Origin of the sequence: uncultured Limosilactobacillus sp. (genome assembly GCF_934202705.1) — a bacterium.
In the GTDB taxonomy this organism is placed as follows: Bacteria; Bacillota; Bacilli; order Lactobacillales; family Lactobacillaceae; genus Limosilactobacillus.
In genome coordinates this window covers 1-16,151 of record NZ_CAKPYE010000004.1, presented here as the reverse complement: position 1 = coordinate 16,151, position 16,151 = coordinate 1, and the positions used below count along the sequence as shown (strand labels likewise).

Sequence of the window (16,151 nt, the reverse complement as noted above, 5' to 3'; positions counted from 1 at the left end):
AAGAGGCCGGAAACTCGCCTAGCCTCTTGTTGTAACCCTCCAGGGTATTACTTTAAATTATCAATATATTTAAACACTTGTTGACCAGCAAGCGCCCCATCACCAACCGCCGTTGCAATTTGACGGAGCAAAGTTTCGCGCACATCACCAACAGCAAATACTCCCGGAACCTTTGTTGCCATGTGATCATTAGTCATTACCCAGCCTTGCTCATCAAGAATACCCAGGTCGGCAAACGGTTTCGTCATTGGGACATTACCAATATAGATAAAGACACCGTCGGCCTGCATCGACCCGTCCTCACCAGTCTGATTATTATGAGTCTTAACTGCAGTTACCCTTTGATTGTCACCCTCAATTTCGGTCACACTAGTATTGAAAATAAACTCCATTTTTGAATTTTGCTTTGCCTTATCTTGGGCAATCGCTGTTGCGCGCAAACGGTCATGACGCACCAATACAGATACCTTAGAAGCAAATTGGGTTAGATACATTCCTTCTTCAACAGCGGAATCACCGCCACCAACTACTATTAAATGCTTCCCTTTGAAAAAGGCCCCATCACAGACCGCACAGTAGGAAACACCCTTCCCGCCATACTCTTGTTCACCAGGAACGCCAAGCTTCTTTTGTTCAGAACCGCTAGCAATTACCAATGCCTTCGCGGTATACGTATCCCCCATGTCGGTTGTTACCTTTTTGAGATCACCGTCTAATTCTACTTTTTCAACAGTCCCATAGGCATATTGAGCACCAAATTGAACCGCCCCATCATACATTTGTTTAGCAAGGTCTGGTCCTTGAACTGAAGGAAATCCAGTGTAATTTTCAATCGTTGCAGTATTGTTAAGGTTCCCCCCGTAAATACCGCGGTCCAGCATGAGTACAGATAGGTTGGCACGTGATGCATACAGCGCTGTCGTCATTCCAGCTGGTCCAGCGCCCACAATGATAACATCAAAGTTTAACTGTTTTTCTTCTGCCATTTTGATTCCTCCGTTCTATAGTTAAGTTTATTCTACTTGAATTTGACTATTGTGTCTATCATTTCACTTACTATTTATAAGTTATAGTAATTATAGCCTACCGCTAAAAACATGTAAAGGACTGGTCATTGTTCAATAACCAGTCCTTTTGTTAAATTATTTAGTCTGCTTCTTCTTATCTTCCGCACTTAACTTCGCACCGAGCTGTTTAATATAAGTCCGTAATTCATCCTTGGTTTGTGGATGTTGTAATCCATATTCAATATTTGTCTGGATCCAGCCAAACTTGTTACCAACATCGTAACGATCACCCATGTATTCATGAGCAAAAACCCGTTGAGTCTTGTTCAAGGTGTTAATCGCATCCGTTAATTGGATTTCACCACCCTTACCTGGCTTTGTCTTAGCTAGGACATCAAAAATTTCAGGAGTAAAGACGTAGCGACCAATAATTGCCAAGTCACTTGGCGCATCCTTTGGATTAGGCTTTTCAACGAAACTCGTTACATTATAAAGGCCCTTTTCCACTTCCGCACTTGGATTAATAACCCCATACTTAGCAGTGTCTTCATGCGGAACCCGCATAACGGCTAGTGTTGAAGCACCAGTTTGATGGTAACTATCAATCAATTCCTTCGTTAAGGCATTACCATTGTTATTAATGTTGTTCAGATCATCACCAAGCATCACGACAAATGGTTCATCCCCAATAAAGTCCCGTGCAGTCAACACTGCATCGCCAAGTCCCCGTGGGTGTGATTGACGAATAAAGTAGATGTTAATATCCGTTGTTTCTTCAACTAACTTCAGCATTTCATCCTTATGCTTAGCACGTAAGTTGTCTTCCAATTCAGGATTTGAGTCAAAGTGGTCTTCAATTGAACGCTTGTTCTTACCATCGACAACAACAATGTCTTCAATTCCAGACTTCCGTGCTTCTTCAACGATAAACTGGATCGTTGGCTTATCGACAATTGGCAACATTTCCTTGGCTAAGGCCTTGGTTGCTGGTAGAAAACGTGTCCCTAATCCAGCAGCTGGAATAATTGCCTTACGTACTTGTTTCATAAATCTAATTCCTTCCCATTAGTAAAATGTATGCGTGTTCATTTTACCACAGTTTCTAGTATTACTTTAATTCCGAAGTAACTTCACGATCCATCAAGTTAGTGATCGCTGTTTCAATATTCTGTCCTTCGTATAAGACATGATAAAGGGCTTCAGTAATCGGCATCTTGACCTGACGTTTTTGCGCCAGCTCATAAGCTGCCTTAGTAGTGTAAACACCTTCAATTACCATTCCCATATGACTAATTACATCTTCTAGCTTTCGTCCTTCACCTAGTTGATATCCGGCACGCCAGTTCCGCGAATTCTTACTAGTTGCCGTCACCACTAAGTCACCTACCCCAGACAAGCCAATAAAGGTAAATGGATTCGCACCAAAGGCAACCCCAAGCCGACGAATTTCAGCCAGTCCACGCGTAATCAACGCAGCGCGCGCATTATCCTTGTAACCGAGCCCTTGTAAAGCACCAGCCCCAATTGCAATAATGTTCTTTAAGGCCGCTCCAAATTCAGCGCCAATTACGTCATCATTGGTGTAAACCCGGAAAAAGTTATTGCTGAAGAGTTTTTGGGCTTTTTCTGCGCTGCTCATATTAGCGCACGCTGCCGTAACTGCAGTCATGTCTTGCAAAGCCACATCCTCTGCATGACTAGGTCCAGATAATACCACGATATCTTCACGATGTTGTGGTGCAATTTCTTCTGCTAACATCTGTGAAGGACGCTTATATGTATCTTGCTCCAGCCCTTTGGTTGCATGAATAATCAATGGTGTACTATCTTGATCTTCCAAAACTTGGTTAAGTTTGCCAGCAACTTCACGTAACCCCTTGGTTGGAATTACAACTAGCACGTACTTAGCACCATTAACTGCTTGAGCCATATCATCAGTTGCTAACAAGTTTTGATTATATTTAAAATCCTTCATGTATTGTGGATTAATATGCCACTCATTGAGTGCTTCGACTTGCTCCGGATCACGAGACCATAATTGCACTTCGTGACCATTCTCAACCAACATATTTGCCAAAATGCTACCCCAAGATCCAGCACCTAATACTGCCACTTTTTCACTCATAATTTTTACCCCTTTTAATTCAAGTACCACTTTAATTGACGACCATAGCGGAACCGTCGCCAAACAACTATCACAATCGCGCCAATCAACAAAACGATGGAAAGTAATTGTGAGATCCGAACCGGCCCAAGCATTAGACTATCCGTTCTCATTCCTTCAATCACCAACCGACCAGCTGCATACCAACCAACATAGGCTAGAAAAACTTCCCCTTGTTTGAAGAATTGTCGGTGGCGTCGCAAAAGGACCAATAAAATAAAACCGGTCACATCCCACACTGATTCATATAAAAAGGTCGGCACTCGGTAAGCTCCTTGAATGTTCATCTGTTGAACCATCCACCCTGGCAAATGCTGAGCTTGCAACGCTACCTTCGTAGTAATTTTACCAAATGCTTCCTGATTCATGAAGTTACCCCACCGACCAATTCCTTGCGCTAAAATGACCGTTGGTGACACTACATCTAGCATCGTCCAGATCGGAATAAATCGGTGCCGGCAAAAAATGATCATCACAATCAAGCCACCTAAAATGGCGCCATAAATTGCAATTCCGCCATCCCAAATTGCAATAATTTCATCTGGATGGTGTTGATAATAGGACCATTGGAAAATGACATAATAAATTCGTGCACAAATGATCGCAATTGGCAAAGCCCATAATAAATAATCATAAAAATCGTCTTCAGGAATTCCTTGTCGTTTGCCCTCATGAACCGCAAGCCACAAAGCAATCACCACGCCACTTGCAATAATGACTCCATACCAATGGATTTTAAATGGCCCTAGCTGCCATGCAATCGGATTTAATGCTAAGCCTGCTCTCATTATGCCTTATGATCCTTTCCGTCATCAACTGAATTCTTCTTAATTAGTCGATTCAAGTTATCGTCAAATGTCTTCGTTGCATCGTACCCCATTGTATTGGCACGGAAGTTCATCGCTGCTGATTCAATAATGATGGCTAAATTTCGTCCAGTCTTAACCGGGACCGACACTTTTGGTACAGCAACATCTTGAATAATCTGCTGATCACCGCGGTCACCAAGACGATCAAACTGGGTATCAGGGGTCCACGTTTCCAAATGAACAATAAAGTTAATAGTATCTTCAGGCATCACTGAACCAGTTCCATAAAGGGTCATCACATCAATGATCCCAATTCCACGAATTTCCATTAGGTGCTGTAAAATGGCTGGTGCCGAACCTACCAGGGTCTGTTCATCACGTGCATAGACTTCAACGCGATCATCGGCAACTAATCGGTGGCCCCGCCGTACTAATTCTAGTGCCGTTTCGCTCTTACCGACTCCTGAATCACCAGTAATTAGAACGCCAACCCCACTAATATCAACCAAAACACCATGAATTGATTGACGCTTTGCCAGTCGACTTACTAAATAAGAAGTCATATTCCCCAACACTCGTGAAGAAGTTAAGTGCGTCCCTAAAATTGGAATATGAGCAGCCGCAGCTGCTTTTTCCAATTCAGGCATCACTGGTAAGTCAGTTGAAACAACAAAACAAGGTGTTTGCGGTTGACACATCCGTTCCAAATAATTTTTCCGCTTTTCATGGGTTAATTCTTGAGCAAAGGACGTTTCGGTAATCCCTAATAATTGAATCCGCATTGCTGGATAATGAGTAAAATATCCCGCAAATTCGAGTGCCGGTCGACAAATGTCACTCGTGACAATTGGTCGATCCAGTCCTTCTTCCCCCTGTAAAACTTTTAACCGTGCATTTTGTACAAGTTCACGAACCGTAACTGTCTCTGCCTGTTCCATCGTCTTCCCTCCTTAATCCATCGTTTCAAAATGACGAGTAATAATAACGTTACAGATAGACATAATAATCGCAACGACCATTGCCATTCCAAATGACGAGAAATTAAATACGTCCTCACCCACTACAAGTGATGTAAGTTGCAGCATCAAACCATTAATGACAATACTAAATAATCCTAACGTCACCACGGTAATCGGCAGTGAAAGGAGCAGAAGAATTGGTTTCACTAACGTATTTAGAATCCCCAAAACGACACTTGCAATGATCGCGACTCCAACACTTGCAACATAAAATGTTCCAGAATCCCTTAACAATCCAGCAAGTGCAATAAACAAAATGGTATTGATTAGAACGCTTTTGAAGTATCCTTTCATCTGTTAAATCCCTTATAAATCCTTCTCTTCAACATCGTGAAGTTCTTTTCGTGCTGTCTGGGCGTCATGCTGACGTCCTTGGCTAAATAGACTCGCCAGGTTTTTCCACAGATTATCCTTATGTGGATCATCAGGCATTAAGACTGCTAACATCAAATAAATCACAATCCCTGGTACAAATGATGTCAGAGCCGTTAGCACTAAATAAACCACCCGGACAACGTTAGGTTTGACATTCCAATATTCAGCAATTCCACCAAGCACTCCAGCAATAATGCGGTTAGAATTCGACTTCGTCAATTGTTTATGCATCTTTCTACGTGTTGACATCTGTTCACCCTCTAATAAAAATTTAGGCACTTTATAATCACATCATTAATGCGGATTTTTCTTGCTTAGCTGCCACTGCAAGTAAGCATTAATAAATGGGTCTAAGTCACCATCCATAACTGCTTGTCCATCATGAGTTTCATAACCGGTTCGGTTGTCCTTAACCAAGGTATACGGATGGAAAACATAGGACCGAATTTGGGAGCCCCAGCCAATCTCTAGTTGTTCGCCTTCCAGTTCTGCCCGCTTTTTCGCCTTTTTTTCTTGCTCCAACTCATAAAGTTTGGACTTTAACATATTCATCGCTGTAACCCGATTTTGTAGTTGCGAACGTTCAGCCTGTGAAGAAGTAACAATCCCCGTTGGAAGGTGTGTAATCCGCACTGCAGATTCAGTTTTATTAATGTGCTGCCCACCAGCACCGCTTGACCGGAATGTATCAACCCGTAAGTCAGCCGGATCAATATCAATGTCCACACTTTCGTCCAGTTCGGGCATCACATCGACCGATGCAAAAGAAGTATGTCGTCGCCCGGCTGCATCAAATGGTGAAATTCGAACTAGTCGGTGAACTCCCTTTTCTGGATGCAAATATCCAAAAGCATTGTGACCTTTGATTAATAAGGTAACACTTTTAATTCCAGCTTCTTCACCAGCCTCATACGCTGCAGTTTCAACATCAAAATCATGCTGATCAGCCCAACGGAGATACATTCGTAGTAACATTTCGCCCCAATCTTGAGCTTCCGTTCCACCAGCACCTGGGTGAATTTCTAAAATTGCATTGTTAGCATCATAAGGTCCACTCAAAAGTTGACTTAAACGATACTGTTCCAGCTGTTTTTCCACTTGCGGTAACTGATGATCCAATTCAGTTCTGATCTCTTCATCAGGAAGTTCCTTGAGCAATTCAACACTCGTTGCCAAATCGTCCAGTTGGTCGCGTAAATTGGTAAACGTGTCCCGTCTAGTTTTCAATTGATTATTTTCATTGATCAACTGTTGTGCACGTTCACTGTCATTCCAAAAATCTGGTGCTGTCATCCGATGTTCGTTTTCAGCAATTTGTTCATTGAGTGCATCAAGGTCAAAGAGACCTCCCGAAGTGCGAAACTTCTGTTTGCATCTGGTTGATCTTTTTACTAATATCTGTTAATTCCACAATCTAAGCTCCTTAACAATTTTAATCATCCATTGAACGAAAATAAGCCCCCAGAGTCCGGTTTTACCGTCCCCTTGGAGGCCATTACGTACCATGCTATTCATATTTTAGCTTGGTAAAAGGACTTATGACACAGCCCCCATGTTTCATCATTCCCATGAATTACCTGGTAACGTTTTGACGAATTTCAGACTTCATGAATAATCGGGTAGTTTCATATTCGATATCAGCGATCATTTGCTCAAACATATGGTAACCAGCAGTTTGGTATTCAACTAATGGATTTAATTGTCCATAGCCCCGTAAACCAACAGACTGCCGGAATTGATCCATCACGTCAATGTGATCAGTCCAATGGGCATCTACCACTCGTAAGATCACGACTTTTTCAAATTCAAGCATTTGATCCGCATCATAAAGCTGACGCTGCTTATCCTTATAAACTCCTTGGGCCAGGCTCATTAAGTAGTCGACAATTTCTTCTTGGTTTTTACCCTTTAAATCATCAACACTGATTTCATCAGGTTTTACTAAGACCTCACCAGCAAAATCAACGATCTCTTGTAATTTCCAATCTTTTTGGTCTCCCAACGTGTGCTGGTCAACCTCCCGTTGAATGGTTCGCTTAACCATTGGCATCAGAACCCATTTTAGAGACTTCTGTTCGGTAATTACCTGTTGACGCTCTTTATAGATAATTTCTCGCTGTTCACGCATTACGTCGTCATACTGCAGAACGTTCTTCCGAGAATCATAGTTGTTCCCTTCAACCCGTTTTTGAGCTGATTCAACTTGTCGGGTCAGGAAACGGCTCTTAATCACAGCATCGTCACCCTTAACTTTCATCCGATCTAGGAAAGCCTTAATTCGATCACCACCGAAGCGTCGCATTAAATCATCTTCCAGTGATAAATAAAATTGTGATAATCCAGGATCACCTTGCCGACCAGAACGTCCCCGCAATTGATTATCAATTCGCCGCGATTCATGACGTTCAGTCCCGATAACTGCAAGGCCACCAAGTTCTTTGACGCCAGGCCCTAGTTTAATATCAGTTCCCCGACCAGCCATGTTGGTGGCAATCGTTACCGCGCCAACTTGGCCCGCGTTTTTAATAATCTCAGCTTCCTTTTTATGGTTTTTCGCGTTCAAGACCACGTGTGGAATATTAGCTTGGTCTAACAGGTGCGACAAATGTTCTGAGGTTTCAACAGCAACGGTCCCCACTAGCACTGGCTGACCTTTTTTATGAAGCTTCTTGATTCGCTCCACCACCGCTGCAAACTTACTATCAAGGGTTGGGTACAGCAAGTCTGGTTCATCTTTCCGAGCTACCGGTCGATTGGTTGGAATGGTAATAACTTCCATATTATAAATTTCACGAAATTCTTCCATTTCCGTCCGGGCCGTCCCTGTCATCCCGGATAACTTGTTGTACATCCGGAACAAGTTTTGGTAGGTGATGTTGGCCATCGTCTTGTTTTCTTCTTGGATTTCTACGCCTTCTTTGGCCTCGATGGCTTGGTGAAGGCCATCAGAGAACCGTCGCCCCTTCATGACCCGACCAGTAAAAGAATCCACAATTAGGACTTCACCGTCCGATACCACATAATCTTTATCTAAGATCATAATGTAATTAGCCCGTAAAGCTTGATCCAAGTGGTGTGTTAACGCCGTATTTTCTGGATTATAAAGGTTATCCAAGTTAAAGTACTTTTCTGCCTTTTTAATTCCCTGGTCAGTTAACGAGACAGTCTTTGATTCAAGGTCAATCTTGTAGTCTTCATCTTTTTTTAGCCTTTTAACAAACTTATCAGTCTGTTTATAAAGCTTTGAGGTTCCGGTCCCTGGTCCTGAAATAATTAATGGTGTTCGGGCTTCATCAATTAAGATTGAGTCCACTTCGTCAACGATACAGTAGTTCAATCCACGTTGAACCTGGTCCTCTTTATAAACCGCCATATTATCACGTAAATAGTCAAAGCCAATTTCACTATTGGTTGAATACATGATGTCACATTGATAGGCCGCTCGTTTTTCATCTGGACTCTTTTCAGCACCATTAACACCGACAGAACAACCAAGCCATCGGTAGAGACGACCCATTTCTTCAGCGTCCCGTTGAGAAAGGTATTCGTTAACCGTAATAACGTGAACCCCTTTGCCACTTAAAGCATTCAAGTACACCGGCATCGTCGCCGTCAAAGTTTTTCCTTCACCGGTCTTCATTTCGGCAATGTTTCCTTCATGGAGCACAATCCCCCCCATTACCTGAACATGAAACGGATAGAGACCTAAGACTCGCTTAGCTCCTTCACGAGCTACCGCAAAGGCTTCCGGTAACAATTGATCTAAGGTTTCACCATTTTGTAATCGTTCTTTAAATGCCGGCGTTTTAGCTTGTAGCTCTTCATCAGTCAGCTTACTCATTGCGTCAGCGTATTTATCAACCTTATTTGCTAATCGGTTAATCCGCCGTAACTCACGACGGTCACTTTCAATCCACTTTCTAAGTATATTTGCCATAGAAGTGTCCTTTCCTCCATCTGATTATTGCAGGCGTTCGCTAATTTTAAGCGAAAAACACCATGCTAAATATATACAATTTATTTTAACATGGAAGATCAATGATTAAAACGGTCAACTAAAAAAGGAGACGATCGATGGATCAATCGTCCCCTTAACTTTAACTACCGTTAATTAATTTCGATTAAACCATAGCGGCCATCGTTTCGACGGTAAACAACACTTGTGCCATTGGTGTCCGCATCTTGGAAGATGAAGAAGTCATGACCTAACATATCCATTTGCAAGACTGCTTCTTCAGAATCCATTGGTTTCAAGGAAATTTCCTTTGTCCGAACAATCTTTAATGCGTCATCATCCACACCATCATCACCCGGAACAAATTCTAGATTCTTTAAGCCTTTTTCACGTGACTTCCGGTTAACCTTGGTCTTGTACTTCCGAATTTGCCGTTCAAGCTTATCAGTAACCAAGTCAATGCTTGCGTACATATCGTTGGAAGTTTCTTCTGCTCTTAAGGTTAAGTAAGGAAGAGGAATGGTAACTTCAACCTTGAAAGTTTTGTTTTTGTAAACCTTTAAATTAACGTGAGCGGTAGCTTCAACGTTATCTTCAAGGAATTTATTGATCTTGCTAATCCGCTTTTCAACATAGTCACGAATTGCATCAGTTAGGTCAACGTTTTCTCCACGAATATTGAATTTTAACATTGTACTTTACTCCTTTCAGTCCAAGCGATTGGGCTTGTTCTGAATATCAGAAGGACCACTCTTCTCATATCCTTAACTCTATTATAGATTGCTTTGACTTAATTAACAATTTATTCTCGTTTGCTTTTATACTTTTTTAACTTGCCAGTGTCACACTCCATACTTGTTGACAGCCGGCTTGTCGACAGAGTGTTGCTGCGTAATATAGAGTTCGCCCGGTTGTATAAATATCATCGACAATCACAATTCGCTTATTTAAAAGGAGCTCTGGTTGAACAAGTTTAAAAGGCTGTGCTGTCCGTAAACGTTCCTGACGGCTCTTTGCTGATTGCGGGGTCACCTTGGCCACTTGACGGGTAAGTAAAATGTTGCGATCAACATGAATATTCAGCATTCCTTCAACTTGGTTAAATCCACGAGTACGACAAGTATATTCATCCACCGGAATGGGTAAAATTAAATCTGGACGCCGTTCAGTAACTAGCTGACTCAATTCATCCATAAATACCAGCCGCAGACGATAATCCCCCATAAACTTATAATCATGCATATATTGTTTCATAGCAGCGTTATAGTGGTATAAGCTTCGATTATGAAGCAAAAATCCCATTGTTTTTTGCCAACGTTGACAATCATGACACATTAGGCCACGCTGACGACCGCATCCTTGACAACGATTCGTCAAACCAATTTTCTCAAACTGAGTGTCACAAGCGGAACATATGACAGGAAAATGATTGTTTAATAACAGCAAATCAGCAATCGTTCTTTGATGATGGATCGTCCGCTCACAAATTAAACATTTGCGCATCGTAGTCTGCTCCCTAACCGATTTAAGTATTTAACTTGTCGAACTGCGGATTGAACCTGACGAGTATTCTCACTAATAAAAAAGGTCACATTGCCAGTTGGTCGTTCTTTAGCACGACCAACTCGTCCGGCAATCTGTACTAGTGCTGAACTGGAAAAAACTTCTTCGTCTGCTCCGAGAACACACACGTCAATTGCTGGAAACGTCACCCCACGTTCTAAAATCGTGGTTGTGATCAAAAATTGATATCGATGATCACGCATTCCTTGGACTTTTGCAAGTCGTTCCGGGTCTTCCGCATACACACTTGTAAAAGCCGCTTGGGGGAATGCTTTTTTCACGGCAGACGCCACAATTGTTAAATCAGCAATATGTGGTACAAACATTAAAAACCGCTGATGACTACGAATCCGTTAACTAATCCAATATAATAGCAAATACGGTATTCGGTCTTTTTGAAACCGCATTCGCCAATTAGTGTTGATTCTTACTCGTCGAATGCTTGGTAATAAAGATCCATGATAACGTAACGGCAGGTAGCTAACTGCTAATCGGCGACGTTTCACTTCACGTAATAATATGTCACCCGGCGTTGCAGTCATCATTAGTAGTCCTCCGGAGATCTTTTTTGCCTGTTCGGCTGCAAACAAAAGCTGAGCATTTGCAGTATACGGGAATGAATCAACCTCATCAATAATTAATAAATCAAAGGCGTGATAAAAGCGTAATAACTGGTGGGTAGTACAAACCGTCAACTGACAATACCGATATGTTTTTTCTTGATGACCATGGAGGAGTACCATGGAAGTTTTTTGAAAAGCTTGTTGCAGCCGTGGGAATAATTCTAAACATACATCTACACGTGGCGAAGCAATACAAACTCGTTCACATTTTTTAAGTGCTTGTTCGATCGCTGGAAAAACCATTTCTGTCTTTCCGGCACCGGTAACGGCCCAAAGCAACCGTCGTTCATGGTTGCCCATTGCAACTTTTAATTCTCGAGCCACCGGTTCTTGTAATGGCGACAGCTGTCCGGACCATGTTAGAGGTTCAATCGGTGGTGAAAATTGGTTTGGCTCTGGAACATGGTAAAATGAATTTAATGTTGATACTCGACCCAAATTAATGCATTGGGGACAGTAATATTGTCCATGCGGTAAGCTTCCTTGACTAAGCGGGATCCGCGCATTACAACGCAAACAATGGATTGTCCTACCAATCCGCATTGTCGGTAAAACTTGCACTTTCGCCGGTAGGTAAGATTTCACATCCACTTTAGCGACTAATTCGCGACGTCCAAAAAACATACTAATATCCATAATTTTCCCTCCACTATCTAAAGACGGGAAAAAATGAAATTTGTTTGAGGCAATTTGAAAATGACTAAAAAAATTTATTTAACCATTGCACAAAATACTACAAATGAAATTGTAATCAAAAAATCACGCTTTATCTGTTCACTGAGCCGCGTGAAAAATGAAGCGGCAGCTAAATCTTTTATTGAAAAAATTAAAGCGAACCACCGTAAAGCAACTCACAATTGTTTTGCCTATCAAATTGGTGACGATGATCATATTCAAAGAGAAAGTGATAACGGCGAACCCAGCGGTACTGCTGGTGTCCCCATTCTGGAAGCTCTCCAACTATCTCACATCCATGATGTTTGTGCTGTCGTTACTCGTTACTTTGGCGGGATTAAACTCGGTGCTGGTGGCTTAATTCGCGCTTATAGTAATGCGACTTCATCAGCTATTCAACAGGCTGGCATTGTGCAACGGGTTCAGCAAACGTTACTCACAATTGAAGTACCATATCGGTTCCATGACCAACTCCTTTACTTACTTAAGGAAAAGCAAATTGAAGTTGCTAAAGAAGATTACGGAGTCAACGTGACCACAACTATTTTTGTTAACGATAGCGAAGTTCAAACGGTTCAAGAACTGCTTGCCAACCATTTTAATAATCAATTAACCATTAGCAATGCAGGAACTCGTTTCCACGAAATTCCCTACCAACCATAAAAAACAGGACCAAAGGAATGATCACCTTTGATCCTGTTTTTATCTAGCCAAGTAATTTAGCAATAATATTCAAGATAATCAAAATTAAACATAAGACAAGCAACAGCCGGATCGTCCGTTTCAATCGACGATCACCGTTTTGAATCTTTTCCCAATGTAATCCGATAAAACCAGCCACAATGCCAAAACACCCGATAATCCCACAAATTCCCGAGAAAAATCGGTCATGTTGAATCGAAAATGAAGCTAAAAACACTAACCCAATTACAAATATGACTGCACTCATCAAAGTTCGTTTATCCACAATACCTCCAACCTTTGCTATTACTCATGTAAGTGATAACTATACGTTGCGACCACAATGTTTTGTCGTGAATTCAAGACCGTTCGTAACCGTAAACTGGTTTGGTTGTGCAACGCTAATTGCCAAGGGTGTTTGGGCACAAATTGTGGTACTAAGACGGTTGTCGAGTAATTTCGTGCCTCCGCCCGTTTAGCAATCACATCTACAAATCTTAAAGTTGGCGTCGCAATCGATCGGTATGAAGAGTGAATATCAACAAATCGGACATCTGGATATTCCGCCTTAAATTCGTTAGCTGTTTTATGCTCTTTTCCCGGATTTTCATCAAATGAAACATGCATTGCAATCACATAATCACCAATAGACCGGGCGTAATTAATGGCACCTCGGGTCACCCGAGTAACGTTTCCAACCAAAACAATGACCGTCGCACCATCATAATCGTGAAGCTGCACAGCCGTCTTTTCAGCCACCCGTAATTGTTTACCAACTTTAATGTAGTGACTGTGAATTTTATGAAACATCCATAGCAAGCATGGCATGATAATCAGGTATGGCCAAACATTTTCAAAATGTTGCCAGAACAAAGCTGCTACTAGGCAAAGTGAAATCAGAGCCCCAACTAGATTAATGAATGATTTACCAATCCACCAACCTTGGCGTTCACGAAACCAGTGAATGATCATTGCAGATTGCGACAAGGTAAATGGCACAAAAACCCCCACCGCATATAATGGGATCAACATGTTCGTTTGCCCATGGAAAATTAGAATCAGGACAATCGCGCCTACTGCTAATGAAATAATCCCATTAGAATAGCCGAGCCGATCTCCCCGATCCATAAAGGCATGGGGAAGAAATTTATCCTTGGCCATGTTGTATGCCAAAATTGGAAATGCAGAGAAACCAGTATTGGCAGCGACCGCTAAAATCATCGCCGTTGATAATTGCAATAAGTAAAAGCCTAGCCCATGGCCACCAAAAATCTTTGCTCCAATTTGTGAAAGAACCGTTACCTTTGCGTTCGGAACAATCCCCAAATAGAAGCCAAAAAAGATAATAGCGATAAAGAAGAACGCCAAAATAGCACTCATAATGGCCAATGTTGTGGAAGCATTCTTTTCTTTGGGCTCGTTAAAATTAGGTACCGCATTGCTTACTGCTTCCACTCCCGTTAAGGACGAAGATCCAGCAGAAAAGGCTCGGACAAACAGTACAAAACTCATCCCGACAACTGGTGTTCCATAATCAGCTGGTGCGTGATAAGTAATATGACCCGTCGCAATATTAACTGCTCCGATAATCACCATCACAAAAATCATGATCACAAAGAAATATACTGGCACAGTTAAAAAGTTGGCACTCTCACTCATTCCACGTAAATTCATGAACATAATTAACAGGACAATAATAATGGAAATTGGTACGGAATATTTATATAAAGCTGGAATCGCTGAAGTAATCGCTTCTGTCCCTGAGGTGGTAGAAACTGCCACGGTCAGCATGTAATCAACTAGTAATGAACCACCAGCGATCAATCCACCATTCTTTCCCCAGTTTTTGGTAGCCACAATATAGGCACCACCACCACTCGGATAGGCATGAATAATCTGTTGGTAAGATAGCGTGATTGCCAATAGCAAGACCAGTACAATCGCCGCAATGGGAATTGAATACCACATTGCCATTGCTGACAACGTTACCAAAACCGTTACAATTTGTTCTGGACCATAAGCCACAGACGAAATTGCATCTGAAGAAAGCATTGCTAATGCTTTGAACTTCGTTAGGTGTGTTTTACCTTCATCAAGGGTTTTTAATGGTTTCCCAATCAAAACCCGTTTTAAATAACGCCACATAAGTTACTCTCCTCAAAAGTAATAAATCAATGGCTATTCTACTCCACCCATTGAATGAATTGCTACCGTTTTTGTGAAATAATCAAAATATTAATTGCCGGTCTTTGAATTTGGCCACGATTGAAAAATAGTTGCCAAAATAATCAAGCCACTACCTATCCAATCCGCTAAGCCAAATGGTGTATCCAGAAAGGCCACTGCTAAAATTGTTGCAACCAATGGCTCAAAGGCAGCTAACATTCCGGTAGTACTAGGTTGAATATACTTCACACTACCGAGAAAAAGGGTATACGCGAGTAATGTTCCAAAAATAATAATAAAAAAGATCATTCCCACATCATTGGTTGATAATTTAGGGACGGGGAATCGCCAATACAACGGCAGAAAAGCCAAACCAGAAATTAACATTGACCAGCCCACGACATTAATTGTTCCATATTCTTTGAATAAGTCTCTCGGCATAATCGTATTAACCGCTTCAGAAATCGCCGCTAATAATCCCCATAAACAGGCCAATGGTGATAAAGCTAAGTGATCTATATGACCACCTGTCACTAATAAAAAAGTTCCAAGCAAGGCAACTACAATGGAAATTACATCAATTCGTCGAGGTAATGTCTTAGTTCTAATTGCAAGGTAACTAATAATAAAAACCGGCCCTAAAAACTGAATAACGGTCGCAGTTGGTGCATTACTATATTTGACTGCCACAAAGTATGACAACTGTGATGTACACATTCCGAAAAAGGAGAACAAAATTAGGTACCCAACCCGCGACCAACTACTGAGCAACGCTTTAACTTTAGCAAAGTTCTTGATAACCGAATAAACAACCAGCAGTATCCCTGCACCCAGTAGTCGTAATCCAACTAGCCAATATTCATTAATTGTTGGATTAGCAAACAAGTATTGGACCGCAGCCCCCGAAGCTCCCCATAAGATGGCGCCACTAATGGCCATTGTAATTCCAATTTGTCGTGAACTAATAATATCTCCTCCAATAGTTATAACTGGTTCCCAAGTTATCATATTCCAATCCAAAACCCAACCCTCATAACAAAAAAGGGGCTGTGACATAAGTCTCTTATAAAGAATGGAGTTCAATGAAATCTTCGGATTTCGTTGAGCTCCATTT

Annotated in this window: 15 protein-coding genes and 1 pseudogene; 1 reads left to right on the top strand and 15 read right to left on the bottom strand. The window is 41.6% G+C overall.

Going from position 1 to position 16,151, the window contains the following annotated elements; all coding sequences use genetic code 11:
- Positions 1-47 precede the first annotated feature (47 nt).
- The 12 genes and pseudogenes from trxB to Q0C76_RS03070 all read right to left on the bottom strand — a co-directional run bounded on the left by trxB (position 48) and on the right by Q0C76_RS03070 (position 12,151).
- Positions 48-986, bottom strand: a complete 939-nt coding sequence (gene trxB / locus Q0C76_RS03125) for a thioredoxin-disulfide reductase (protein ID WP_295729592.1) — start codon at positions 984-986, stop codon at positions 48-50.
- A 156-nt stretch (positions 987-1,142) separates the two neighbouring features.
- Positions 1,143-2,054 (bottom strand): UTP--glucose-1-phosphate uridylyltransferase GalU, encoded by a 912-nt coding sequence (gene galU, locus Q0C76_RS03120; RefSeq protein ID WP_295729590.1) that lies wholly within the window; start codon positions 2,052-2,054, stop codon positions 1,143-1,145.
- A gap of 61 nt (positions 2,055-2,115) precedes the next feature.
- Entirely contained in the window at positions 2,116-3,132 is a 1,017-nt protein-coding gene (locus Q0C76_RS03115) for an NAD(P)H-dependent glycerol-3-phosphate dehydrogenase (protein ID WP_295729589.1), read from the bottom strand.
- A 14-nt stretch (positions 3,133-3,146) separates the two neighbouring features.
- The gene (gene lgt, locus Q0C76_RS03110; protein ID WP_295729989.1) at positions 3,147-3,962 is read right to left on the bottom strand and encodes a prolipoprotein diacylglyceryl transferase; all 816 of its coding nucleotides are present in this window, start codon (positions 3,960-3,962) and stop codon (positions 3,147-3,149) included.
- Positions 3,959-4,918, bottom strand: a complete 960-nt coding sequence (hprK, locus tag Q0C76_RS03105; protein ID WP_295729588.1) for an HPr(Ser) kinase/phosphatase — start codon at positions 4,916-4,918, stop codon at positions 3,959-3,961. The genes lgt and hprK overlap by 4 nt, the downstream gene beginning before the upstream one ends.
- A gap of 12 nt (positions 4,919-4,930) precedes the next feature.
- Positions 4,931-5,293 (bottom strand): phage holin family protein, encoded by a 363-nt coding sequence (locus Q0C76_RS03100; protein WP_295729587.1) that lies wholly within the window; start codon positions 5,291-5,293, stop codon positions 4,931-4,933.
- Positions 5,294-5,305: 12 nt separating this feature from the next.
- Entirely contained in the window at positions 5,306-5,623 is a 318-nt protein-coding gene (locus tag Q0C76_RS03095) for a PspC domain-containing protein (RefSeq protein WP_295729585.1), read from the bottom strand.
- 45 nt (positions 5,624-5,668) lie between these two features.
- Positions 5,669-6,785 (bottom strand): peptide chain release factor 2 gene (gene prfB / locus Q0C76_RS03090; protein ID WP_295729582.1). Its coding sequence is split into 2 segments (ribosomal slippage): positions 5,669-6,724 and positions 6,726-6,785, totalling 1,116 coding nucleotides; the frame shifts between segments, so codons are not numbered across the junction.
- Between the two features lie 162 nt (positions 6,786-6,947).
- Positions 6,948-9,311 carry a preprotein translocase subunit SecA gene (gene secA / locus Q0C76_RS03085; RefSeq protein WP_295729580.1) on the bottom strand — a complete coding sequence of 788 codons (2,364 nt, stop codon included), beginning with the start codon at positions 9,309-9,311 and terminating at the stop codon, positions 6,948-6,950.
- A 170-nt stretch (positions 9,312-9,481) separates the two neighbouring features.
- A complete protein-coding gene (gene raiA / locus Q0C76_RS03080) occupies positions 9,482-10,021 on the bottom strand; it encodes a ribosome hibernation-promoting factor, HPF/YfiA family (RefSeq protein ID WP_295729577.1) in 540 nt (179 codons plus the stop codon).
- A 136-nt stretch (positions 10,022-10,157) separates the two neighbouring features.
- Positions 10,158-10,832 (bottom strand): ComF family protein, encoded by a 675-nt coding sequence (locus tag Q0C76_RS03075; protein WP_295729574.1) that lies wholly within the window; start codon positions 10,830-10,832, stop codon positions 10,158-10,160.
- Positions 10,817-12,151, bottom strand: a pseudogene (locus Q0C76_RS03070) (DEAD/DEAH box helicase). Before Q0C76_RS03070 ends, Q0C76_RS03075 begins: the two are co-directional and overlap by 16 nt.
- Before the next feature lie 60 nt (positions 12,152-12,211).
- Between Q0C76_RS03070 and Q0C76_RS03065 the strand changes: the two are divergent.
- Positions 12,212-12,853: a YigZ family protein gene (locus tag Q0C76_RS03065; protein ID WP_295729571.1), complete on the top strand. Its 642-nt coding sequence runs from the start codon at positions 12,212-12,214 to the stop codon at positions 12,851-12,853.
- A 43-nt stretch (positions 12,854-12,896) separates the two neighbouring features.
- Here Q0C76_RS03065 and Q0C76_RS03060 read toward each other — a convergent pair whose 3' ends face one another.
- The 3 genes from Q0C76_RS03060 to Q0C76_RS03050 form a co-directional block, all read right to left on the bottom strand.
- Positions 12,897-13,157, bottom strand: a complete 261-nt coding sequence (locus Q0C76_RS03060; RefSeq protein ID WP_295729568.1) for a hypothetical protein — start codon at positions 13,155-13,157, stop codon at positions 12,897-12,899.
- A gap of 20 nt (positions 13,158-13,177) precedes the next feature.
- Complete coding sequence (locus Q0C76_RS03055) at positions 13,178-15,016, bottom strand: APC family permease (RefSeq protein WP_295729566.1); 1,839 nt, start codon at positions 15,014-15,016, stop codon at positions 13,178-13,180.
- Between the two features lie 90 nt (positions 15,017-15,106).
- A complete protein-coding gene (locus Q0C76_RS03050) occupies positions 15,107-16,057 on the bottom strand; it encodes a DMT family transporter (RefSeq protein WP_367268463.1) in 951 nt (316 codons plus the stop codon).
- Between the last annotated feature and the right edge of the window lie 94 nt (positions 16,058-16,151).

What these genes read in the sequence shown, in the direction of transcription:
- trxB (WP_295729592.1), bottom strand. Translation starts at nt 986, where the DNA reads ATGGCAGAAGAAAAACAGTTAAACTTTGATGTTATCATTGTGGGCGCT.
- galU (WP_295729590.1), bottom strand. Translation starts at nt 2,054, where the DNA reads ATGAAACAAGTACGTAAGGCAATTATTCCAGCTGCTGGATTAGGGACA.
- Q0C76_RS03115 (WP_295729589.1), bottom strand. Translation starts at nt 3,132, where the DNA reads ATGAGTGAAAAAGTGGCAGTATTAGGTGCTGGATCTTGGGGTAGCATT.
- hprK (WP_295729588.1), bottom strand. Translation starts at nt 4,918, where the DNA reads ATGGAACAGGCAGAGACAGTTACGGTTCGTGAACTTGTACAAAATGCA.
- Q0C76_RS03100 (WP_295729587.1), bottom strand. Translation starts at nt 5,293, where the DNA reads ATGAAAGGATACTTCAAAAGCGTTCTAATCAATACCATTTTGTTTATT.
- Q0C76_RS03095 (WP_295729585.1), bottom strand. Translation starts at nt 5,623, where the DNA reads ATGTCAACACGTAGAAAGATGCATAAACAATTGACGAAGTCGAATTCT.
- secA (WP_295729580.1), bottom strand. Translation starts at nt 9,311, where the DNA reads ATGGCAAATATACTTAGAAAGTGGATTGAAAGTGACCGTCGTGAGTTA.
- raiA (WP_295729577.1), bottom strand. Translation starts at nt 10,021, where the DNA reads ATGTTAAAATTCAATATTCGTGGAGAAAACGTTGACCTAACTGATGCA.
- Q0C76_RS03075 (WP_295729574.1), bottom strand. Translation starts at nt 10,832, where the DNA reads ATGCGCAAATGTTTAATTTGTGAGCGGACGATCCATCATCAAAGAACG.
- Q0C76_RS03065 (WP_295729571.1), top strand. Translation starts at nt 12,212, where the DNA reads ATGACTAAAAAAATTTATTTAACCATTGCACAAAATACTACAAATGAA.
- Q0C76_RS03055 (WP_295729566.1), bottom strand. Translation starts at nt 15,016, where the DNA reads ATGTGGCGTTATTTAAAACGGGTTTTGATTGGGAAACCATTAAAAACC.